We start from the raw sequence: 22,589 nt of genomic DNA on the forward strand, positions 1-22,589 counted from the left end.
CCATTAGCGGAACACCTTGACGGCGAGCCTCAGCAGCCGCGCGCTCAGGTTCAGCGAGGCCCGATTGGCGCTCTTGAGATTGACTTCGAACTTTACTTTGGCGTCCTGGCGGACGAAGTTGATCATGCCGCCGCGCTCGGCGAAGCCTTCCTGTTCTCCGACGGTGAGGGCGCGGGAATCGCGGAGGGCCTCGATGGCGTCGGCGGCGCCGGCGTCCATGGCGAGCGCGGTATAGACGACGTGGCAATCGTGAAGATCCGCCGGGTCGTCCGATGAGACGAGTACGGCGGGGCGCCCGTGGAGTTCCAGGCCCCGGAGGAGTTCTCCGAGGACATCGCCAAAGGGGTTTTCTCCGAGAATGCCGAATTTGAAGGGCGCTTCGGGATCGGGGAAGGCGTCTTCCGGCCAGTCGATGTATTTCGGGAAGTTGACGAGGTACCCGGCCTTGATCTCGTATTCCTGGAAGCCGCCGGTTTCACCGCCGGCCACGGCGGTTGGCGCAAGTGCGCACCAGGCGGCGCAGGCGATAGCGGCGAAAAGCGCGGCGGCGCGCGCGGGATTTCGGATCAGAAGCGCCATGTCACCTTTCCGTAGACACCGCGCTGCGCTTGTGTCGGGGCTGTATTAACAAAGGAGGAGTCATATTCGAGGCGGCGGGATTCCAGCAGGTCGTGCCCCACAATCTCAATCTCGAAGGAGTCCGACGGGCTCCACGTCAGCCCGGCGTCCAGGCTTACGTATTCGTCGATGTCGAGCGCGGGCAGGCGGTCCACGTAGCGGAGCGCGAGATTGATCTGGAAGGATTCGCCGAGATTCATCCAACTTTCGACGCGGGCCTGGTGTCGCGGCTCGCTTTTCTCCATCGGCGCGGAGACGAAATCGATGCTTTCGGGGTTGATGTCGAGGTCCATATGGAGATAGGAATAGGTTGCGCGCAGGCGCCACCAGGACGTCGCCTGCCAGGCCACGTCGATTTCCGCGCCATAGGCGGTGGCGTCCATGTTGTTGCGGCCGATGGCCGGAATGGCGATGTGGAGCGGGCGCGGGCCGGCGGCCAGGTAGGGGAATCCGATTTCGGTGGTTCGGAGGTTCTGGTATCGGTTGTGAAAGAGGGCCAGGTCGAGCGTGAGAGCCTGTGTCAGCGCGGCGCGGTAGCCGGCCTCGATGGCGAGGAGTTCCTCGGAATCGAAGCCCGAGTCGCCCTCAAAGGTGAGGATAAGCCCTGGGATTGCGAAACCGGCGACGTTTGTGGAGTCATCGGTCACCGAGGGCGTTCGCACGGCGCGGGATATGGCGGCCCAAAGGGTATGCGTATTGTTTGGCGTCCAGGCGATGCGCGCGCTGGGCTGAATCTCTAGGCCGGTAAAGTCGTTGTATTCAAACTTGGAACCGAGCGTCAGGATCAGCCGTTCGTCGAAGAATGCGATCCGGTCCTGTATAAACGCGCTGTAGAGGCTCCGTGACTGCACGGGCGGGTCGTAGAACACAAGTTGCGAGCCGCGGGTGCGGTCCTTGTAGAACCGGGCGCCGCCGCCCCACAGGATTTCGTGACGCCCTCGCGCGGGCAGGAGGTACTGGATCTGAAGATCGAGCGTTTCGCGGTCTTCGTCCAGCAGAAAGTTGTTGGTGTCCGCCCGATCATAGTAGGCCTGGAGTTGTAGCTTTCCGCCGCTTTCCGCGGTGCGCGCCCAGCGCCCGAGCAGGCTGCCGCCGGAATAGAGGGAGTCCTCGACCCGCGTATCCGAAATGGGGAGTGGAATGAGGGGGACATCGTAGGCCTGGGTCGTTTCGGCTCCGTACAACTCGCCAATGACGGTGAGTTGCGATTCGCCCCAGTCCCAATCCCATCGGGCGCCGCCGCGCGCGTATTCCGCGTCATCGGCCGCGATGCGCCCCGGGACCGGCGCGCGGTTGTCCTGCCCGAGATAGCGCAGGTAGAGGCGGTAGTGGCCGTGTTCGCCGGCCTTGCCGCCGTATCGCATGAAACCGAAGCCGGGGTATTCCGTACCGGCGCCGGCGCTGATAAGGCCCCCCTGGGTGTTGGCGGCGTTGCGCGTGATGATGTTGATGACGCCGTTCACGGCGTTGGCCCCCCAGAGGGAACCGCCGGGGCCGCGAATAACCTCAATGCGCTCGATATCTTCGAGCGGAATGTCCTGCGCTTCCCATACGACGCCCGAGAAGAGTGGGGTGTAGATGCTGCGCCCATCCACGAGGACGAGGAGCTTTGTGGCGTAGCGGCCTCCGAAGCCGCGGATGGAGATGGATCGGACGCTGGCGTCCAGGCTGGCGACGTGTACGCCGGGGACGGTGCGCAGCAGCTCGGGAAGCGTTAGCGCGGGGGAGTTTCGGATATCGTCTCTGGTGATGACGTGGATGGCGGCGGCGGCGGCGGAGCGGCGCTCGGTTTGCTTGGAGACGGTGGATATTTCGAGGTCGGCGAGGTCTTCCAGGCTCATCTCGGCGAGCCGCGAGATGGGGCGGGAGGAATCGACGGTTGCGGCGCCCGGGGCGAGCGCGAGCCCCAGACAACCGAGCAGGAGCAGCGCGCGCGGGCCGCGCCCCGGGCGGGGCGTTCTTGCAAGTATGATGCTGCTCACCGTCAGATGCATGGCGGAGGACTCACCTCAGGTGTCGGAGCGGCGCCCAATCCCGCAGCGTCCGAAATAGCCGTATACCCGGAAGGGTACTGCATGGGCGGCCGAATTGCAATGGGGGGAAAGGGCAATCGCGTTTAAACTTCCAACTCGAGCCGAGCGCCATATGTACCACCTTCAATGTTAAGAAGGGCGCTTGTTGGAGCGCTGGCATTTCGTCTGCGGCGAATCCCTGACCTTGGCGGCAGAGATGCCGGCGCTCCAGACCGCTCACTTTCGTTGATTCAAGGCTCCATATCGACTCAATTTTACGCCCATATACCGAGAGCGTATAAATGTGATTGCCCTGCAATGGGGGGATAGGGCGGTGCTGCGCGCTCAGAATCGCCACGTCAGTTTTCCATATACGCCGCGCTGGACCTGGGTGGGTACGGTGTTGATGAACGTGGCGTCGAATTCGGTATGTCTTGCGTCGAGCAAGTCGTGCCCCACGATGGCGAGTTCGAAATCCTGGTGTGGCCTCCAGGCGAGCCGGATGTCGAGCGTGATGTATTCCTCGACAGCGAGGGCGGGCAAGCCGCTCGCGTAGCGGAGGGCGGCGTCGAGATCGACGTTGTGTCCGAGGTTCATGTAGCTCGCCAGGTAGGCCTGGTGGCGCGGGTAGCTGCCGGATACCGATCCGGAGACTGGGTCCAGCGTCCGGGCGTTCAGGTCGTGGCTTATCCGGAGGAGGGAATAGTGGGCCCGCAGGCGCCACCAGCCGGCGGGCCGCCAGTCGGCGGCGAGCTCGACGCCGTAGGTCTCGGCGTCGTGGTTATTCCGCGCGTGGAATGGGATGGCGATGTGAATCGGGAGGGGGTAGACCTCGACAAAGGGCAGCCCGAGTTCGAGGGAGCGGAGGTTTTCGTAGCGGTTGTAGAAGACCGCGAGATCCAACTGGAGCTTTTCGGCGGGCCGCACGCGGTAACCGGCTTCGAAGGCCAGGAGATTTTCCGAATCGTAGTCGCGATTGCCATAGAGCGCGGCGGTGACGCCGGGAAACTCCAGCGCCTGCACGCGGGCGGCTTCCTCGGCGAGCGAGGGGGTGCGCACGGCGCGCGAAACGGCGGCCCAGAGGGTGTGGCGGTCGTTGGGGGTCCAGGCGAGGCGCGCGCTGGGCTGAATTTCGAGGCCGGTGAAGTCATTGTGCTCGAATTTTGCGCCGAGGGTGAGCGTGAGGGCGTCGCCGGCGAGCGCGATGCGATCCTGAATGAAGGCGCTGAACAGGCGCTTTCGCTGATCGGCGGGAGAGAAGGAAGTGGTAAGCGATCCGCCCGTGCGATCATCGTAGTAGCGGAAGCCGCCGCCGAACATGAACTCGTGGCGTCCCAGCGCGGCCATGCGATACTGGATCTCCAGGTCGAGGGTGTCGCGGGTCTCGTCCAGCTCGAATCCTGTGGAATGCCAGTGATCGTAGTAGGCCTGGACCCGGAGCTCGGCTCCCCCGCTGTAGGCGCGCGTCCAGCGCCCGAGAACGTCCGCGCCGGTCACCCGGGTGTCGTCGTCGCGGAATTGGGGCAGGGGAACGCGCCGGGAGGTGACTTCGAAGGTCTGGCCCGTGATGGAGCGGTTGAGATTGGCGATGAGGGTGAAGCGGTCGTCGTCCCATGCCCAGTCCCAGCGCCCGCCGCCGCGCGCGTTCAAGGCGTCGTCGGCAGCGCGATCGCCGCGCTCGAAAACGGCGTCATCGCGATCCAGGAGGCGGAGATAGAGGCGGTAGTGGCCGTGTTCGCCGGCGGCGGCCCCGTAGCGGAAGGCGCCGAAGCCGCGGTACTCCGTGCCGGCGCCCAGGCTGAGCAGTCCGCCCTGGGTGTCCGAGGCGGGTTTGGTGACGATATTGATGACGCCGTTGACCGCGTTGGCCCCCCACAGTGCGCTTCCGGGACCGCGGATGACCTCAATGCGATCGATATTCTCCAGCATCAGGTCGTAGGATTCCCATTCGGTACCGGAGAACAGGGGGTTGTATATGCTGCGCCCGTCGATCAGAACGAGCAGCGCGTTGGCGTAGCGCCCGCTGAAGCCGCGGGCAGAGACCGAGCGTTTGTTGGCGTCGAGGCTGGCGACGTGCAAGCCCGGGACTGAGCGCAGGAGGTCGGGGAGCGTCACGGCGGTGGAGCGCCGGATATCTTCTTGCGTAATGACGAAGATGGCGGCGGCCGCGCCGGTGCGCGGCTCGGCGCGCTTTGAGACGGAGGAGATCTCTAGATCCGCCAGTTCTTCGAGGCTCATCTCGGCGAGCCTGGAGACGCCGCGGGGGGGCGTTTCGGGCGCGCCGGCGCCGGCGGAGGAAGCGCAGGCCAGCGCACACGCGATCAGCGCCGGCATCCACCGGCGGAGGCAACGTCTCCACTGCGCCATGATGACGACCTTTCCGGGAAGCGAAATCGCTCTTGTTCGCACTCTGCGGGCGCCAGCGTGACGCCTGATGGAGCAGGCGGACCGTGATCGCGCCGGGCGTCTGGAAACACCTGCCATGGGAAGGGTACTTCAATCGCGCGGCCTATGCAAAACGGGCCGCGATCACGCGGATAGGCGGCGTGAAATAAGAACTTGTTCATATGAATACATTTTCATATATAATTCGGGGCGTGGCCTGAACCGCGCCAGCTCGCGGATAAACACAGGGCAGCCTTGGGCGAAAACAAAGGGATAATCACCACGAAGTGCACTGGGCAGCCTCTGGCCGCAACCCAAGGAATTGATCACCACGAAGGCACGAAGAGAAAGAGAGACGAAGCATTGACCGCAGAGAACGCAGAGAGCACATAGGGTGATTTTTTTACGCAGATGGTGTGGGTGGGTGGTTGAGTGACGGCGCGTTTTTTTAACCACGAATGAACACCAATGCACACGAATACATTGGGAGCAGCCGCGGGCGGCGCTCAAGAATTGTGCCCACGGATTGCACTGATGACACGGATAGAAAATGAATTCGGTCGTTGAGGCGTGCCGGCGGCTGCGTGCGATTTTCGACGCAGCCTGTTCGGATTGTTCAGCATCGGAATTGTAGCGGGGTTGATCGGGTGGCGGGCTGCTTCTTCTCGTTTGGTTCGAGTTTCGCTTCAATCCGTGTCATCGGTGTAATCCGTGGTCAATAGAAGAATACCGGCCACGATATTCATGGGACGGCCCGGAAATTCTCCTTGGAGTTTCCAATTCGTAAACGCATTTACAGCAAATTGTCAAGGAGATATTGCGCGCAAGAACTTGGAGAAAGAACAAGAAAATGACGGATAGAGGTACGAAGGAAGAAAGTTGGAGAAGGATTGCTATTCACGCGAAGGCGCGAAGGAGATGATCGAGGGCGCGATGCGCGGTCACGGCGTGCGGGGGATTGGATTTGGAGCCACAAAGAGCGCAAAGAGCACAGAGAAATGCAATGATGACGATGGCGATCAACGAGAATCTTCGTCCCGATGGGCCAGCGCGGTTTTTTTAAGCATTTTGATACGAATATTCAGGGACGCGTTCTTCCCGCGAACCATGGGTAGTAGACCTGAAAAGCCAGAGGACCGAATGTTATGAGAACAACCTTGAAGGTAAAACGTGGGGCGGCACGGGGGGATCGGGGTTTTACCTTGATCGAGCTGCTGGTGGTTATAGCGATCATCGGTATCCTTGCGGCGATTCTGCTGCCGGCGCTTGCGCGGGCGCGGGAGGCGGCGCGGCGGGCGAGCTGCGCGAACAACCTGAAGCAGATGGGCCTGGTGTTCAAGATGTACGCGAGCGAATCGCGCGGGGAGAAGTTCCCGGCGATGGCGGACGGTTTTTCCTACGAGGCGCGGGATCTGAACCCGCTCGACCCCGCCGTTCCACCGGACTACAGCAATTACCGCGCGCCGGTGAACGGCGAGTGTTTTTACAACAACCCGTTCGAGCCGACGCCCGGCGCGGGGGGGCAGGGGGCGGTGGCGTTTACGATGGATTCACCGGCGGTGTACCCGGATTATCTCACGGATCCCGCGACGCTGCTGTGCCCATCGGATTCGAATCTGACCTCGGCGGCGGACGGGACCAGCGGCCTCTGGTACAACCAGGAGGTACTCGCGGCCACCGGGGAGGCGCAGTGGGATCCGTGCGCGTTTACACCCGAGTCGTACATCTACATGGCCTGGGTATTTACGGACGATCCTGGGCGGGACTATCTGGCTCCGGGCGCGAATCCCAATGACAGCAGCGTCAACGCGGCCAATATTGTGGGGAATTTTGTGAGTCTGGACTTTATCACGGCGTTCACGACGCAGACCGTGACGGTGGCCCTGGGATTTGGGGACTACGACACGGATATTTCCGGCGGTTCGGTGCGCGTCCCGCGCGTGCGCGAGGGGGTGGAGCGCTTTTTGATCACGGACATCAACAATGCCGGGGCAAGCGTCCGCGCGCAGAGCCAGGTCGCGGTGATGTATGACTTCACGAGCACGGTCCCCTCGGACTTCAATCACATTCCGGGCGGATCGAATGTGCTGTATATGGACGGGCACGTGGCCTTCGTGAAATACCCGGGACCGTTCCCGCTGTCGAGGGTATACACGACCTTCGTGTCACTTTTCTAATGACATCCGCCGGTTCGCGGCGGACCAACCCCGTGGAGTGGATGCCGATGTTATCCGGTACGGACACCGAAACAGGCGCGCTGGACGCGCTCGATCTCAAGGTTGCGCTGATCCAGGGGGGGGTACAGTATCCGGAGCGCGTCTACGAAGCGGTGGCTGGCCGCGCGCGGCTGGCTCCGCCCTCGAACCCGTTTGCGTGCAATTGCCTGATCCTGCCGGGGGAAGTTGCGGTTCATCTGAACGCGAACCCCTCGTCCCGGTATGCGCTTGACGTGGATGACTCGGGCGATCCGGCGCTGTACCGGGACGGGGCGCGGGTGTGCGCGATCCGGTTTCCGCGCGCGTCGGCGTATTACGAACAGGCGACGTCCTCGGGGATCCCTTATGGCGGGCTCGCCGTATTGGAAGGCGAGGGGCTGCTCGCGTTTTTCTATATGTGGGCGTGCGAGTACGTGAAGACGGGCGAGACGTGCAATTTCTGTTTCCAGGTGCGCGCGGAGCAGATGGGCATCACGTTGCCGTCGGCGACGCCGGACGATGTTGCGGAGATCATCGGCTGGTCGGTGGAACACGCCGGGGTGAAGGAAGTACAGCTGACGGCGGGGAGCCGCTTTGCAACGGAGAAGGAGTGCGCGCAATACGCGGCGGTATTGCGCGCGGTGGACGAAAAAGTGGGGCTGGACCGGATCGCTTCGGAGATCTACTGCTACATGACGGCGCCAAAGGACCCGGAATGGACCGATCGGGTTTTTGCGGCGGGCGCGGACCGCGTTGCGCATGACCTGCATGTCTGGGATCCGGAGTTGCATGCGCGGATCGCGCCGGGGCACGCGCGGGCGGTTGGGCGCGAGGCGCAATTGCGGTCGCTGGAGTACATCGCGGGAAAGCACGGCCCGAACAAGGCGTTCAGCGCGTTCGTGGCCGGTCTGGAGCCGCTGGAAAGCATGCTTGAGGGCGCGGAGTACCTGGCGCGGCGCGGCATCGTGCCGGCCTTCTCCGTGTGGATGCCCCCGGCGGGCACGGCGGGCGCGGACCGCGAGCCGCCGGGCGCGGACTACTACCGTGCGGCGCGCCGCGAGTTTGCGCGGCTCTACAGGGCGTACGGGCTGGTCCCGCCCGGGATACCGAGCGGATCGCACGTGTCGATGTGCCGCGATATACACCGGAATATGGAGGCAATCCTGGCGGAGGCGTGAGGCGGGGCTGTTCCAGAATCGGCGCGCGTTTGTGCTAGCATATAGCGCGACGAACAGGAGTATCTGGAGCGACGACATGGCAACGGGCGCGGACAACTGCGCGGCGATTCTAAAGGTGCTTGCGGACGACACGCGGCTTGCGGTGGTGCGGCGGCTGATGTCGGGGCCGCAGCAGGTGAGCGAGATCAACGCGGTGCTGCACCTGGAGCAGAGCCTGCTTTCACACCATTTGCGCGTGCTGCGGGATGCGGGCCTGGTGGAGTCCGAGCGGGATGGGAAAGCGGTGCGCTACCGTCTTGCGGAGCAGGTGTTCGCGGATGCGCGGGCGCGGGACTCGATCAACCTGGGCTGTTGCAGCATTTCATTTGACGCGCGGTAGAGGACACCGATCCGGCTTGCGTGTGCGGCCCCGAATGGCTGGGCGTTCCTTCCCGACGCAAGGGGCTGTCGGATTACTTGACTCACGCTCCACTATAGAAGGAATGGGCAGATCCGCCATCCCCGCGAACGCGGGGATCCAGCGATGCGAACGAACAAACTTCCGAATTCCACTGGATTCCCGCTTTCGCGGGAATGACGCCATAGGGCGTCAGTACAGAATTGTAGGAACTGCGCTCACCGCACACGTTAAACCGACAGCCCCCCAAGCGGTGCGGCAAGCGCCCGCAATAGCGGATCGCCCGCTTTTCCGGCATCAGCCCGGACGGTCCGCGCCATCTCCTCCGTCCCCGTCGAGCGCCCGGCGGACCTCGCGCAGCAATTCGTCTCGCGAGTAGGGCTTTTTCAGCAGGGCGAGGCCCTTGTCGAGCACGAAGTTTGTGTGGATCGCGTTCTCGCTGTACCCGCTCGCGAACAGGGCCTTCAGTCCGGGCCGGATCGCCGACATCGCGTTGAAGGCGTCGCGCCCGCCCATGCCGGGCATGACGACGTCGAGCAGCACCAGATCGACCCCATCGGGATCCTCGCGGAAGCGATCGACCGCGCTGCGCCCGTCGCCGGCCTCCCGCACGGTGTAGCCGGCGCGCTCCAGGATGATCCGCGTGAGCGAGCGCACCGAATCGTCGTCCTCCACGACGAGTATGGTCTCGTTCCCCAGCGGCGTGACGCCCTGGATCTTCGTGCCGACATCCTCGGCCTTCCGCTCGGACTGTGGCAGATAGACCTTGAATGTTGTGCCCTTGCCCACCTCGCTGTATACGTTTACGATGCCATCGTGCTGGCGGACAATGCCGTAGACCATCGAAAGTCCCAGCCCGGTTCCCTTGTGCGCCGGCTTGGTGGTGTAGAAGGGCTCGAACACGCTTTCCAGCTTGTCCCTCGGGATACCGCAGCCGGTATCGGTGACGCTGATGAGCACGTAGCGCCCCGGGCTCGCCCAGAGGTGATCCTCGCAGTACGATTCGGTCAGCATGACATTTTCGGTCTCGATGATGAGCGATCCGCCTTCCGGCATGGCGTCCCGCGCGTTCACACACAGGTTCACCAGCACCTGCTCGATCATGGCGGGATCGGCGTATACCCGGGCGAGGTGGGGGCTCAGCATCATCTCGAAATGAATGTGCTCTCCGATGAGTCGGCGCAGCATGCTGCCGAGGCGGCCGATCACCTCGTTGAGGTCCACGTTCGCCGGTTGCATCACCTGCCGCCGGCTGAAGGCGAGCAGCTGTGTCGTGAGCGCCGCCGCGCGATCGCCGGCCATGGCGATCTGCTCCAGTTCGCCCTGGTGCGGGCTGTCCTCCGGCAGGGTCGCGCGGAGGATTTCCGTGAAGCCGTTGATCACCTGGAGCAGGTTGTTGAAGTCGTGCGCCACGCCGCCCGCAAGCTGGCCGATGGCCTCCAGGCGCTGGGAGTGCGCCAGTTTGCTCTCCAGGCTCTTGATCTGGGTCAGGTCGATGATACTGCCCACAAAACTCGGCGCCTCGGGCGGGCCCATCCGGCCGACGGCCACGCGGATCGGTATTTCCCGGCCCGACTTGTGCACGCCGGTCTCTTCGCGAGTGATCCCGATTACGCGCGCTTCGCCTGTCTGCAAATAGCGCCGCAAATAGCCGTCGTGCCGGCCTCTGTGCGGCTCCTGCATCAGCACCGAGACATTCTGGCCGATCATTTCTTCCGCCGTGTAGCCAAACATCTCCTGCACGGCGGAGTTGGCCAGCCTGATCCGCCCGTCGCCATCAATGATGATATTGCCGATTGGAATGTTCTCAAACGCCGCCTGGAAGCGCTCTTCGTCCCGCTTTTCACGCGTAATATCGATCATTACGCCGACGAGCCGCGCGGGCTGGCCGGCGTCCGAAATGACGTTCACGATATCCCGGAGCCACACGGCGCGCCCGTCGGAGCGAAGCATCCGGTATTCGAAGGTATGCGCTTCGCCGCGCTCCGTGTGGAGCTGGCACGTCCGCACGACCCAGTCCCGGTCCTCGGGGTGGATGTGGTTTGGCCAGAAGTCGTGTTCCTCGATCCACTGGGAGGCGGGATAGCCCAGCACCGCCTCCGCCTCGCGGTTGACGAAGGTGAACTGAAACGTAACCGCGTCGGCCTCCCAGAGGATTGCGGATGTGGACTCGACCAGGGTCCGGTATCTCGTTTCCTGCGCGCGCGCGCGCTCCTCGCTGGCCCGGAGGGCCGCCTGCTGGGCTTTCCGCTCCGTAATATCGAGGACAATCGCGACAAAGGCCTGTTCCTCGCGGAAGTGGTGCGACTGGAGAAAGGCCTCCACCGGATAGACGCTGCCGTCCTTCCGCCGGTGTCCACCCTCCGCCCGAACGACGGCGGCCGCCCCACGGCGCAACGGCTGGAACAGGCGCTCCAGTTCCGGAGCGCCGGGCGATTCCAGCAGGTTGAAGGGCGTCATGCGCAGCAATTCGTCCCGCGTATACCCGAGGTTCTCGCACGCCGCGCGGTTGACTTCCAGAAAGCAGTAGTCGTCGGCGGAGAAGACATAGACTTCATTGCGGGATTCATCGACAATGCGCGCCAGATCCGCCTCGCGCGCCTGCAGCGCCCTCGCCTCGCTGATGTCGACGCGCTGGCCGAGGATCCGGGCGGGGTTGCCCTCGGCGTCGCGCTCCACCACGCGCCCGGTGCTCCTTACCCAGCGGTACGGGCCGCCGTCCTTGCCGCACATCCGGAATTCCGCTTCGTAGCGGTCGTTGCCGGGTGTGTTGAGCGCCCGAATTTTTGCGCGCACTTGCGCCTGGTCATCGGGGTGAACCCGGCTGATCATCGCGCGCGTGTCTTGTGGGGCCTCGGTCGGCTCGTCCTCGAACATCGTAAAATACTGCGCGTTCGCATAGATGGCGTTTCCTTCCCGGCGCCACTCCCAGACGCCCGCGCCGGCCGAATCCAGCGCAAGCTCGAGGCGCTGGGCCACCTCCTCGCGTTCCACCAGGCCGCGGACCGACTCCCGGAGCAGCGACGAAACCCGCCCGATATCGTCGAGCAGCGGATCGTCGAAAAGGCCTTGTCTCTCGCCGTCCCGGAAGCGCTCGACGTCATTGGCCAGGTGCTGGAGCCGCCGCGTGATCCGGCGGTAGACGAACCACTGGATCGGGATGGCCAGGAGCAGGACGAGTATCGAGGAGACGAGCATGAAGTTGCGCGAGGAGGCCACCACCGGGCGCACGGCGGGTTCCAGGGTGAAGCGCTGGTGTAGAATGCCGTAGTGCAGGCCGCGGAGGAAGGGTCCCTCTTCGTTGAAGGATATGCTGGCCGCGATGTCGACCCGGTCCGAATAGGGGGCGCGTTCGATCCGCGGCGCGAACGACGCGTTGAGCTGGCCGGTCAGACCCGCAAGTTCGGCCTGGCCGGCCTGCTCGATGGACTGGCCTTCGAGGGCGATGTCCGAGGAGGCGAGCACGATGCCGCGCGGGTCGACCAGGGTCATGCGCTCGAGCCCCGGGACCGCCGCGCTCGCGGACACGAAATCTCGTATGGCCTCCACGGCTCCGAGGAGCACCTGCGATTGGATGAACACGATATCGCGGGTCAGCTGCCCGCGCAGCGAGTCGGCGGCCGCCTCCCGGGCGCTCTCGACCTGGCGCGGCTGCAACACGAGGCCCTGCACGCTCACGAGCGCCAGGACCACGACCACGGCGGCAAGCCACGGCACATGGACAATCCATCGGCCGCCCATTTCACCCGGTCTCCGGGAGGACGGCGTCGATGGCGGGATCCAGGGGATGCGCGATGAGTCCACGGTCCACCATGAAGCGCCGGACCCGGACCATCGTTTCCAGGCGGAACGCCTCGGAAGTCAGCAATTGGACGCTGGCGCGCAGATCCAGCAGGTTCAGCCTGCTGTAGGCGCTCCGCGCGCCGTCCAGATCGAGCCCCATGCGGCGGCCGAGCATCGAGTAGGCGTTTTCCGGCTCGTCGGCTATGTAGGCGAGCGCGGCGTCCCATGCGGCGCCGATATGCCGGAGCGCGTCCCGGCGCCTGTCCAGCGCATCGTTCCGGATTGCGATGAGATCGACGATTTCACCCGGGATGTCGTTGCTTGTAAACACTTCTTTCCCCCCCAGCGCGAGCAGTTTAGAGCGGGTCGGATCGAAACAGACGGACGCCGCGATTTCGCCGGATTCGAAACTGCGGACATGCCGAGACACATCCATCCGTACGGCCTCAATTTCCTCCACCGGCAGGCCCGCCTGCTCCAGCGCGCGGAGCAACACATAGGCGCCCAGGGCGGTATTCTCCACCGCGATCCGCCGCCCGCGCAGGTCCGCCATGCCAGCGAGCTCCGGTTGCACGATGATGCAATCGGCGCCCGCGGAAATGTCGAGGGCCATGACGAGCGTCAAGGGGACGCCGCGTCCGGTCACGGTGAGCACTTCGTCGAGGGTCAGGGCGCCGCCATCGATGGCCCCGGTTTCCAGCGCGTGCATCACCTGCGTCGCGGAGCGAAACTCCACCAGTTTCACCCGCGCGGGATCCAGATAGCCGCGATCGCGGGCCAGGTAAAGCGGCTCGTAGCCCGGCCAGACATTGGTTCCCAGGCGAAGGGGCTCCCGCGCCGGGGCGCCCGCCGGCAAGAGGGCGGCAAGCAGCAGCCCGCACATCGCGGCGAGTCGATTTGCCTTCATAGCGGAGTTCTGTGCATTGCGCCAGCCTTTCCCCCCACGCGCACCATCCGCACGGGTATCGAGCGGTCGCGCCGGTTGCGGTGACCCCCCTCATTTTGGGGCATTGGCGCACAGGTAGTCAACGGGCGGCCCAAAAGCTTGCCGGACGCGTTGGCTATACTTTACACTGGCGGGCAGGTAGCGGTCGCAGTTGCGCGCTTGCAGGAGTCTTTCGTTGTGTCTTACCTGAGCAATTCGCCCGTACGCGTGGCCTTGATTTTATCGGCGGCGGCCGGAACATGCGCCGTCCCCGCCGGCGCGCCCATCGATTTCAACCGCGATATCCGCCCGCTGATCTCGGACAAGTGCTTCGCGTGCCACGGCCCCGACGCCAACAGCCGGAAAAGGGACCTCCGCTTCGACACGCGCGAAGGGCTGTTTGGCCAGACGCGCGGCGGCGATCCGGTTATCGTGCCCGGAGACACAAGCGCGGGCGCCTTTCTGGCGCGGATCACCCACGCCGACCCGGAAAAGCGCATGCCGCCCGCGGACGCGAATCTTGAGCTCTCCCCCGCGGACATTGACCTCCTCACCCGCTGGATTGCGGAGGGCGCCCCGTGGGCGGGCCACTGGGCCTTCGAAAAACCCGTCCGCCCGGAGCTCCCCCCGGTCAGCAACAGCGCGTGGCCCAAGAACGAGATCGATCGCTTCATCCTCGCACGCCTGGAAGCCGCCGGCCTCGCGCCAAGCCCCGAGGCCGACCGGGAAACCCTCATTCGCCGCGTCACCCTCGATCTCACCGGACTTCCCCCCACCCCCGCCGAGGTGGACGCCTTCCTGGCCGATACCGGCGACGGCGCCTACGAAAGTCTCGTCGACCGCCTGCTCGCGTCGCCGCACTACGGCGAACGCATGGCCTTCCCCTGGCTCGACGCTTCCCGCTACGCCGACACCAACGGATACCAGCGCGACACCAAGCGCTTCATGTGGGCCTGGCGCGACTGGGTCATTCAGGCCTTCAATGACAACATGCCCTACGACCAGTTCACCATCGAGCAGCTCGCGGGCGACCTCCTGCCCAACGCCACGCTGGCGCAAAAAGTGGCCACGGGGTTTAACCGAAACCACCGGATCAATGGCGAGGGCGGCATTATTCCCGAAGAATACGCCGTGGAATATGTGGTCGACCGCGTGGACACCACCAGCACCGCCTTCATGGGCCTGACCATGGGCTGCGCCCGATGCCACGATCACAAATTCGACCCCTTCTCCCAGAAAGAGTTCTACGAACTCTACGCCTTCTTCAACCAGGTCCCGGAGGAGGGCAAGGGCCGCGAACGCGGCAATGATCGCCCCTTCATCGCCGTCCCCACGGAAGAAGAAAAGGCGAAGGTCGCGGCGCTGGACGACAAGATCGCCGCCGCGGAAAAAGCGCTCGCCGGGCCCGACGAGCGGCTCGACGCGCTCCAGCGCCAGTGGGAGACCGAACTCTCCGATACCTTTAACACCCTCGCCTGGACCGAACCGGGTGAAGCGGCGCTCGCAACCGAAAACGGGACCGTGCTCGAACGTAACGCGGACGGGCTATTCCTCGCGAGCGGCCCCAATCCCGCGCGCGAGTCCTACGAGATCTCCTTCCAGGCGACCGGCCCGATCCGCGCCTTCCGCCTGGACGCCCTGCTGGATCCCGCGCTGCCGGAAACGGGACCGGGCCGTTCGCCCAACGGCAACGTGGTGCTCTCGGAATTCGAAGTCGAGCGCGCCCCCGCGGACGCGCCCGATCAGCGCGAGAAGCTCCCGCTCGCCGACGCCCTGGCCGATTTCCACCAGGACCGCGACGACTACCGCGTCCAGTTCGCCATAGATGGCCAGGAGGAGACCGGCTGGGCCACGGGCTCCCACGCGCGCCGCGAAGACCGCACCGCCATCTTCGTCACGGGCGAAGCGCCCGCCATCCAGGCCGGCGACTGGGTCACGGTCCGCCTGAAACACACGTCGTCCTACGAGCAGCACGCCTTCGGGCGTTTCCGGCTGCGCTTTTCCGCCTCGCCGGAAATCAGCGCCTGGGCGCGTCCCGTCTACGGCCCCTGGCGCCACATCGGCCCCTTCCCGCTGGAAGCAACCGATGTGAAGGAGTTGATTCACATGCCGCTGCCGCCGGAAGAGGGCTTCGATCCGGAGGCCGCCTATGGCGATGGCGATCTGCGCTGGACCGAGCAGCCCGAATGGATCGACGGCCAGGTCCACCAGCTCACCCGCAGCAATCAGGGCGCGCAGTTCTTGCACCGGACCATCGAATCCGCCATCCCGCAGCAGGTCACCCTATCGCTGGGCAGCAACGACGCCCTCAAACTCTGGCTCAATGGGGAAGAGAAGCTGGTGGTCAATGAAGGCCGCACCACGGCCCCGGATCAGGACCGCATCGAGCTGCTCCTGCCCGCCGGAAAGCACGAGCTACTGCTCAAAATCGCCAACTACGGCGGCGCCACGAGCTTTTATTTCAAGTCGATCGATGATTCGGGCAAAGCCCTCCTGGCGACCATGAAGACGCTGGAGACCCCGCCCGAACAGCGGGACGACCCCGCGCGCGATCGGCTGGCGCTGGCTTTTCGCGGGCAGGACCCCGCCTGGCGCGCATCCCGCCATGAACTCGATTCCCTGCTCCAGGAGCGCCGGGATCTGGAAGGCACCATCGCCACGACCATGATCATGGAGGACATGCCGGAGAAGCGGGACACCTTCCTGCTCAAGCGCGGCGTCTACGACGCGCCCGACACCACCGAGAAGCTCTTCCCCGGCGTCCCCGAGCGCCTCGGCGAAATGGACCCCGAACTTCCGAAGAATCGCCTCGGATTCGCGCAATGGCTGGTCGACCCGGATCACCCGCTCACCGCGCGCGTCCGCGTCAATCACTACTGGCAGATGTATTTCGGCAAGGGCCTCGTGACCACCCCGGAAGACTTCGGCACCCAGGGCGTCGCGCCGAGCCACCCCGAATTGCTGGACTGGCTCGCCCTGCGCTTCATCGAAACCGGCTGGGACGTCAAGGCCATGCAGAAGTACATCGTCATGAGCGCCACGTACCGCCAGCAGTCGGTGCAGCCCGAGGAGCACCGCCAGAAAGACCCCGAGAACATCCTCCTCGGCCGCGCCCCGCGATTCCGCCTGCCGGGCGAGATGATCCGCGATCAAGCGCTCGCCGCGAGCGGCCTGCTCCATCCCGCCATCGGCGGGCCCTCCGTCTACCCCTACCAGCCCGATGGCATGTGGTCGTCCCTCTCCTTCCAGAACATGGACGAGTTCGACACCAATTTCTACCGCGAGGACACCGGCCCGAACCTCTACCGCCGCGGCCTCTACACCTACTGGAAACGCACCATCGCCCCGCCGCGCATGCAGATCTTCGACAAGCCGGACCGCGAGCAGTGCTCCATGCACAAGCCGGCCACCAACACCCCGATGCAGGCGCTCGCGCTTATGAACGACCCCGCGTTCGTGGAGGCGGCGCGCCACCTTGCCCAGCGCATGATCCGCGAGGGGGGCGATCGCGCGGCGGACCGCGTGCGCCACGGGTTCCGGCTGGCCCTCGCCGCCGATCCGGAAGCCGAAAAGCGGGAAATCCTGATTGGCGGCCTCAGCGACTACCAGACCCACTTCGCCGCGCGGCCGGAGGAGGCCCAGGCGCTCCTTGGCGTCGGCGCATCCGACTACGACACCAACATTCCGGAAGCCGAACTCGCGGCCTACACCGCCCTGGCCTCCGTCATGCTCAACCTCGACCAATTCGTTAACCGGGAATAAGCAGTATGAACCCGATACTCGAACAAAAACTCCACATCAACCGCCGCCAGTTCTTCGGGCGATGCGCCACCGGCATCGGCGCCGCCGCGCTGGCCTCACTCGTCAACCCCGATCTCTTCGCGGCCACGCCGGACCACCCCCTCGCGCCGCGCGCGCCCCATTTCGCGCCAAAGGCGAAGCGCGTCATCTACCTTTTCCAGTCCGGCGCGCCCTCCCAGCTCGACCTCTTCGACTACAAGCCGCAGATGGCGGCCTACTTCGACAAGGACCTGCCGGACTCCGTGCGGATGGGGCAGCGCCTCACCGGAATGACGTCCGGACAGGCCCGCTTCCCAATAGCCCCCACCGTCTTCAAGTTCAAACAGCACGGCGAAAGCGGCGCCTGGGTCTCCGAGATCATGCCGCACATCGCGTCGATCTCCGACGAACTCTGCTACATCAAGACGATGCACACCGAGGCCATCAACCACGACCCGGCGATGACCTTCTTCCAGACCGGCTTCCAGCTGGCGGGCCGCCCGAGCATGGGCGCCTGGGTCACCTATGGCCTCGGCGCCGCCAACCGCGACCTCCCCGCATTCGTCGCTCTCAGCTCCCGCGGCTCCGGACGCCCCAGTTGCCAGCCGCTCTACGATCGCCTCTGGGGCAGCGGGTTTCTCCCCACCGTCTACCAGGGCATCAAGTTCCGCGGCGAGGGCGACCCGGTGCTCTATCTCACCGACCCGCCCGGCGTCGACAAGTCGCTCCGCCGGAAAATGCTCGACGACATCGCCGCCATCAACCAGCAGCAGCACGCCGCCTACCAGGACCCCGAGATCGTCACGCGCATCGAACAATACGAGCTCGCCTACCGCATGCAAACCTCCGTGCCCGATCTCACCGACCTCTCCGACGAGCCGGAAAGCACCTTCGAAATGTACGGCCCGGACGCCCGCACCCGCGGAACCTACGCCGCCAACTGCCTCCTCGCACGGCGCCTGGCCGAGCGCGGCGTCCGCTTCATCCAGCTCTACCACATGGGCTGGGACCAGCACTCCACCCTGCCCAAAGAGCTGCCCGCACAATCCCGCGACGTCGACCAGCCCTCCGCCGCACTCATCCGCGACCTCAAACAGCGCGGCATGCTCGACGACACCCTCGTCATCTGGGGCGGTGAATTCGGGCGCACCATCTACAGCCAGGGCACGCTCACCGAGTCCGACTACGGCCGCGATCACCACCCCAAGAACTTCACCATCTTCCTGGCGGGCGGCGGCATCAAGCCCGGCATGACCCTCGGCGAAACCGACGACTTCTCCTACAACGTCGTACGCGACCCCTTCCACGTGCACGATCTTCAGGCCACCATCCTCCACCAGCTCGGCCTCAACCACGAGCGGCTGACCTACAAATACCAGGGCCGGAACTTCCGCCTCACCGATGTTCACGGCGTGGTGCGCAACGAAATACTCGTGTGAGCCGGAATGGGTTCGTGGCGGTAGAGACGGCCTTCAAGCCGAAGCGCCCGCTCAGGCGCGGCCGGAGACGCACGGATAGCCCGTTTTCGCGGAGGCCTGGCGTCCAACGGCATGGAATAGCCCTGGAACGCCGGTTTAGCCAGATACCGCTTGACTCCGCGATCTGTTCGCACGGCGGGCTGCGGAAGCGGGGTTGACGGGCCGCTAACGGGCGTGTACTATGGCGGATGCTGGGAGGCGTTTCCCCTCCGGCAGTGTTCGACGCAGTGGCCCCGCGGTAGCGCGCCCGCAACTTGGCTGGGCGGCGCCGCCAATGAACTGACTGGCAAATGGACAGCGCACCCAGGCATGTGACAGGTCGGCCCCGGCGGCCGTTTCCCATCGGCGTCCGTACGCTTCCGGACCCCCGAGCGGTACTGGGCCCGCTGGGGTGGACTGGTTTTGTATTGTGGTTCGCTGCCGCCGCATTGGGATTTGCCAGCCTGGGCGCCTACGACTTCAGCGGTGGCCCTCCGCCGATCGGCGCGGTGAAATGGCGGCTCAATGAGGCCATCCCACTCGGTTCGGACCGTCCCACGCTGGTGTACTTCATTCACCCGCGATGCCCCTGCACCGCCGCGGGCATCGCACAATTGGATCGCGTTTTGAGCCGGTTTGCGGGCGCGTTCCGGCCCCATGTAGTGATTGTATTGCCGGACGATGTCGGCGAAGGTTGGGAGCGCGGGCGCAATCTCGACGCCGCAGCGCAGCTCCCCGAGGTGGCCGTTACCATTGATCGTGGCGGCGGCGTGGCGCAGCTGTTCGGGGCGGAACGATCGGGGACGCTGCTGGCTTTCGCGCCCGATGGCGCGCGGCTCTTCGCGGGCGGTCTCACCGCGTCCCGCGGGCATGGCGGCGACAGCCTCGGTAGCCTGGCGCTGCACGACCTTGCCGTGGGAGCCGTGCCGCGGCGTGATGCCACGCCGGTCTTTGGATGTCCGCTCTTGGGGGTTGGCGGGCCGGGGGACGGAGCGCGACGGCGATGAGTTCCCCTATAACGCGTACGACCGAGGAGACGATCGAGACCAGGGCCATCGAGCTGAATGCCCGCGCACACATCGAACTCTGCCGGCGCGTGGACGGCGCCTTTGTCTTATTGATGCCCCTACAATGGGCAGCGGCGATTGCCGCCGCCGTCTTCTTGACGCCGCTGACTTGGGGCGGCGCCGATAGCCGTGTACACCCGCATGTTTTTGCGGCGGTTTTTCTGGGCGGCCTCGTAACGTTGGTCCCGGTGTGGTATGCGCTTCGGCGGCCCGGCGCCACACTCACGCGTCACACTATCGCGACCGGTCAGATGCTGATGGGGGCATTGCTTATCCACCTCAGCGGCGGCCGGATCGAAACCCATTTTCACGTCTTCGGGTCACTTGCGTTCCTGGCGATGTACCGGGACTGGCGGGTGTTGATTACGGCGTCCGCGATAGTAACGGTAGACCACGCGGCGCGAAACTATTTCTGGCCGCAATCGATTTTCGGCGTGCTCACGGCGCCGCAATGGCGATGGCTCGAACATGCCGGGTGGGTCGTGTTCGAGGATGTTTTTCTTGTTTGGCAGTGTGTTCGGGGCCGTCTGGATATGCGGGCGGATGCCCGGCACCGCGCCCATCTAGAGCAGACCAATGCGATGATCGAATTGGAGGTGCGCGCGCGCACGCGCGAATTGGAAGCTGAGCGCAGACTATTGCGTGACGCGCAGGCGGACCTCGAGCGGCAGAACGAGCGCCTTGTCGAGACTACGCGCCGCGCCGAGGAGCTGGCCGAGGAGGCCGGGGCCGCGAACCGGGCCAAATCGGATTTTCTCGCGACGATGAGCCACGAAATCCGGACGCCGATGAATGGCATAATCGGCATGACGGAGCTGTTGGGAGAAACGCGGCTGGATGCGGAACAGCGGGAGTTCGCCGGTATCATCCAGCGCAGCGGCGAACGGCTTCTGGGCATTATCAACGACATACTCGATTTTTCGAAGATAGAATCTGGAAAGCTGGATTTCGAGATGATCGATTTCGATGTCCGGACGACAGTGGAGGATTGTGCCGATCTCGTGTCCGAGGCCTGTTCGGCGAAGGGGATCGAACTGATATGTATGTTCTGCGAGCCACTGGGGCACCGCGTGACGGGCGATCCGGGCCGGCTCCGGCAGGTGATCCTCAACCTGCTCTCAAATGCGTTAAAGTTTACCGCCCAGGGAGAGATTTTATTGCGGACAAAGATCCTGGAGGAGTCCGGGGGGGAGATCCGGTTGCGCATCTCGGTCGAAGACACCGGAACCGGAATTCCTCAGGACAAGTCTGCTCTAATCTTCGAGCGCTTTTCGCAGGCGGATGCCTCAACGACCCGGCATTACGGGGGCACGGGGCTCGGGCTGGCGATTTGCAAGGAACTCGCCGCGCGGATGGATGGTGATATTGGCGTGATTTCCGAGGCGGGCAATGGGTCGGAGTTCTGGTTTACCGCGCGCTTCCCGGTGGCATCGCGCGCGCACACGAGTGTTGAATTGCCACACTGCGACATCGCGGGGAAGCGCGTGATCGCGGTGGACGACAACGACACCAACCGCCTGCTCATCGATATGCAGGTGCGCCGGATGGGCATGCTCCCGCATGTCGCCAGCACACCAGACGCGGCGATCGCGGCCGTAAAGGCGGCGCGGCTGCGCGGCGAGCCCTTCGACCTGGCCATCGTCGATTTCCAAATGCCGGACATGGACGGCCTGCAATTGGGCCCGCTGCTCCTGGAGGCGGCCGGAGACACGCCGCTCCGGATGTTGTTGCTAACGTCCGTGAGCGCACGTGGCTACGCAAACCGCGCGGAAGCGGCTGGTTTTTCCGCGTACCTGAACAAGCCGGTAAAGGAGCGGCGCCTGCTCGAGTGCATCCGCGGCATGCTCATCAATGCCCCGCCCGCGCCGAATACTCCGGCGGCCATTATCACCCAGCATTCCGTTAGCGAGGCTGAGCGCGCGGCGATGCGGCACGTGCTTCTTGTGGACGACAATATCGTCAATCAGAAAGTGGGCGCGAAAATGCTGGACAAGCTGGGGTTCCGGGTCGATGTGGCATGTGGCGGCGCGACCGCGGTCGAGGCATGCGCCCGCCATTGTTACGACTTGGTGCTCATGGATTGTGAAATGCCCGAGATGGACGGATTCGAAGCTACGCGCGCCATCCGCGAGCTTAAGGAGTATGAATCGCGCCCGATTGTTGCGCTCACGGCGCACGCGGTTCACGGGACTCGTGAACGCTGCATCGACGCAGGCATGGACGATTATCTGAGCAAGCCGCTCCGGCTCGATACGCTTCGTGATCTCATGGACCGGCTGCTACCGGAAGCTGGCGCATGAGCCGATCCGCAAGGCGCTCTCGCACTCGGTAGAGGCTACCGAACGCTTGGTCTCTATCGTGGGGTCTCGACCACGAGCGGCGGACCTATAAATACCAGGGCCGCAACTTCCGCCTCACCGATGTCCACGGCGTGGTGCGCAACGAAATACTCGCGTGAGCCGGAATCAGGCTGGTATCTGGCGCTCGTAATACGTCCGCCGAACAGGGCGCCCGGAGGTGGGGGGGCTGATCATGTCGCGATGCGTCACTCTTTGTGGAGGAATATGCGGTTGCCTCGCAACCGGTACACAGCCGGGACGCCTCCTGGGGGTACAGCCACCGGCTGGTTCGGGGGTGGTTGCTGCGGAGGTGGGCTTGCTTGCCAGCCGGAGGCAGTCCCCTGGCTCTTGGGGGTACAGCCACCGGCTGGTTCGGGGGTGGTTGCTCCGGAGTTGGGCTTGCTTGCCAGCCGGAGGCAGCCCCCTGGGTGGGTTCGCGCGGCGTGGCTTCAT

The 22,589-nt window shown here is 64.6% G+C and carries 12 protein-coding genes; 7 read left to right on the plus strand and 5 right to left on the minus strand.

Features of this window, described 5'->3' with window-relative positions; translation table 11 throughout:
* Nucleotides 1-3: 3 nt before the first annotated feature.
* The 3 genes from KF886_11150 to KF886_11160 form a co-directional block, all read right to left on the minus strand.
* Complete coding sequence (locus tag KF886_11150) at nt 4-579, minus strand: YfiR family protein (protein MBX3177910.1); 576 nt, start codon at nt 577-579, stop codon at nt 4-6.
* Nucleotides 567-2,612 carry a TonB-dependent receptor gene (locus tag KF886_11155; protein ID MBX3177911.1) on the minus strand — a complete coding sequence of 682 codons (2,046 nt, stop codon included), beginning with the start codon at nt 2,610-2,612 and terminating at the stop codon, nt 567-569. Before KF886_11155 ends, KF886_11150 begins: the two co-directional genes overlap by 13 nt.
* A gap of 363 nt (nt 2,613-2,975) precedes the next feature.
* Nucleotides 2,976-4,997: a TonB-dependent receptor gene (locus tag KF886_11160; protein ID MBX3177912.1), complete on the minus strand. Its 2,022-nt coding sequence runs from the start codon at nt 4,995-4,997 to the stop codon at nt 2,976-2,978.
* A gap of 1,163 nt (nt 4,998-6,160) precedes the next feature.
* On the opposite strand from KF886_11160, the gene KF886_11165 reads away from it, so the two are divergent.
* The 3 genes from KF886_11165 to KF886_11175 all read left to right on the plus strand — a co-directional run bounded on the left by KF886_11165 (nt 6,161) and on the right by KF886_11175 (nt 8,767).
* A complete protein-coding gene (locus KF886_11165) occupies nt 6,161-7,192 on the plus strand; it encodes a DUF1559 domain-containing protein (GenBank protein MBX3177913.1) in 1,032 nt (343 codons plus the stop codon).
* 47 nt (nt 7,193-7,239) lie between these two features.
* Nucleotides 7,240-8,388, plus strand: a complete 1,149-nt coding sequence (locus tag KF886_11170) for a radical SAM protein (GenBank protein ID MBX3177914.1) — start codon at nt 7,240-7,242, stop codon at nt 8,386-8,388.
* 76 nt (nt 8,389-8,464) lie between these two features.
* Nucleotides 8,465-8,767, plus strand: a complete 303-nt coding sequence (locus KF886_11175; protein ID MBX3177915.1) for a winged helix-turn-helix transcriptional regulator — start codon at nt 8,465-8,467, stop codon at nt 8,765-8,767.
* Between the two features lie 315 nt (nt 8,768-9,082).
* On the opposite strand, the gene KF886_11180 is transcribed toward KF886_11175, so the two are convergent.
* Both KF886_11180 and KF886_11185 read right to left on the minus strand, forming a co-directional pair.
* On the minus strand, nt 9,083-12,526 hold the full coding sequence (locus KF886_11180; protein ID MBX3177916.1) for a PAS domain S-box protein: 3,444 nt from the start codon (nt 12,524-12,526) through the stop codon (nt 9,083-9,085).
* Between the two features lies 1 nt (nt 12,527).
* A complete protein-coding gene (locus KF886_11185; GenBank protein ID MBX3177917.1) occupies nt 12,528-13,475 on the minus strand; it encodes an ABC transporter substrate-binding protein in 948 nt (315 codons plus the stop codon).
* 216 nt (nt 13,476-13,691) lie between these two features.
* Between KF886_11185 and KF886_11190 the strand changes: the two genes are divergently transcribed.
* The 4 genes from KF886_11190 (at nt 13,692) to KF886_11205 (ending at nt 22,097) form a co-directional block, all read left to right on the plus strand.
* Nucleotides 13,692-17,255 carry a DUF1549 domain-containing protein gene (locus KF886_11190; protein MBX3177918.1) on the plus strand — a complete coding sequence of 1,188 codons (3,564 nt, stop codon included), beginning with the start codon at nt 13,692-13,694 and terminating at the stop codon, nt 17,253-17,255.
* Nucleotides 17,256-17,260: 5 nt separating this feature from the next.
* Nucleotides 17,261-18,712, plus strand: a complete 1,452-nt coding sequence (locus KF886_11195; GenBank protein ID MBX3177919.1) for a DUF1501 domain-containing protein — start codon at nt 17,261-17,263, stop codon at nt 18,710-18,712.
* A gap of 446 nt (nt 18,713-19,158) precedes the next feature.
* Nucleotides 19,159-19,737, plus strand: coding sequence for a hypothetical protein (locus tag KF886_11200; GenBank protein MBX3177920.1), 579 nt, complete (start codon nt 19,159-19,161; stop codon nt 19,735-19,737).
* A complete protein-coding gene (locus KF886_11205) occupies nt 19,734-22,097 on the plus strand; it encodes a response regulator (GenBank protein MBX3177921.1) in 2,364 nt (787 codons plus the stop codon). Before KF886_11200 ends, KF886_11205 begins: the two co-directional genes overlap by 4 nt.
* Nucleotides 22,098-22,589: the final 492 nt, after the last annotated feature.

Source organism: Candidatus Hydrogenedentota bacterium (assembly GCA_019637335.1).
Taxonomy (GTDB): Bacteria; Hydrogenedentota; Hydrogenedentia; order Hydrogenedentales; family JAEUWI01; genus JAEUWI01.

What these genes read in the sequence shown, in the direction of transcription:
- KF886_11170 (MBX3177914.1), top strand. Translation starts at nt 7,240, where the DNA reads ATGTTATCCGGTACGGACACCGAAACAGGCGCGCTGGACGCGCTCGAT.
- KF886_11175 (MBX3177915.1), top strand. Translation starts at nt 8,465, where the DNA reads ATGGCAACGGGCGCGGACAACTGCGCGGCGATTCTAAAGGTGCTTGCG.
- KF886_11165 (MBX3177913.1), top strand. Translation starts at nt 6,161, where the DNA reads ATGAGAACAACCTTGAAGGTAAAACGTGGGGCGGCACGGGGGGATCGG.
- KF886_11150 (MBX3177910.1), bottom strand. Translation starts at nt 579, where the DNA reads ATGGCGCTTCTGATCCGAAATCCCGCGCGCGCCGCCGCGCTTTTCGCC.
- KF886_11185 (MBX3177917.1), bottom strand. Translation starts at nt 13,475, where the DNA reads ATGAAGGCAAATCGACTCGCCGCGATGTGCGGGCTGCTGCTTGCCGCC.
- KF886_11195 (MBX3177919.1), top strand. Translation starts at nt 17,261, where the DNA reads ATGAACCCGATACTCGAACAAAAACTCCACATCAACCGCCGCCAGTTC.
- KF886_11180 (MBX3177916.1), bottom strand. Translation starts at nt 12,526, where the DNA reads ATGGGCGGCCGATGGATTGTCCATGTGCCGTGGCTTGCCGCCGTGGTC.
- KF886_11160 (MBX3177912.1), bottom strand. Translation starts at nt 4,997, where the DNA reads ATGGCGCAGTGGAGACGTTGCCTCCGCCGGTGGATGCCGGCGCTGATC.
- KF886_11205 (MBX3177921.1), top strand. Translation starts at nt 19,734, where the DNA reads ATGAGTTCCCCTATAACGCGTACGACCGAGGAGACGATCGAGACCAGG.
- KF886_11155 (MBX3177911.1), bottom strand. Translation starts at nt 2,612, where the DNA reads ATGCATCTGACGGTGAGCAGCATCATACTTGCAAGAACGCCCCGCCCG.